The sequence below is a fragment of the Mesorhizobium sp. M00.F.Ca.ET.216.01.1.1 genome (genome assembly GCF_004010325.2).
Lineage (GTDB): Bacteria > Pseudomonadota > Alphaproteobacteria > Rhizobiales > Rhizobiaceae > Mesorhizobium.
Genome location: NZ_SADR02000233.1, coordinates 1 through 371 on the forward strand (window position 1 = coordinate 1; position 371 = coordinate 371).

Genomic DNA, 371 nt, shown 5'->3' on the forward strand with positions numbered 1-371 from the left:
CGTCGAGGAGCAGCTCGCCGCCAGCAGCCTTGACGATCTCGGCGATGCGGCCGATCGGCTGGATCACCCCGGTCTCGGTGTTGGCGGCATGGATCGCTACCAGGGGCAGGCCGTCGGCCTTGTCATGCGCGGCCAATGCCTTGGTCAGCGCCTCGAGATCGGCAATGCCATTTCGGTCGACGCCGGTCCGCGTCACCTGCCCCGCCGCAAACCGCCCGCCGCCTAAGATGCAGGGATGGTCGGCCTCCGAGACATAGAGATGGCTCATCCGAACGGCGCCGCGACCCATCTGCCAGTCGGAGGTCAGCAGCGTCGATGCAGCCTCCGTCGCGCCTGAGGTGAACACGACATGTTCCGGCCTTGCGTTGACC

The 371-nt window shown here is 67.1% G+C and carries 1 protein-coding gene; it reads right to left on the reverse strand.

The features are described 5' to 3' along the window. A partial coding sequence (locus EN859_RS35885) for an aminotransferase class V-fold PLP-dependent enzyme (protein ID WP_135913646.1) occupies nt 1-371 on the reverse strand: 371 nt, incomplete at both ends.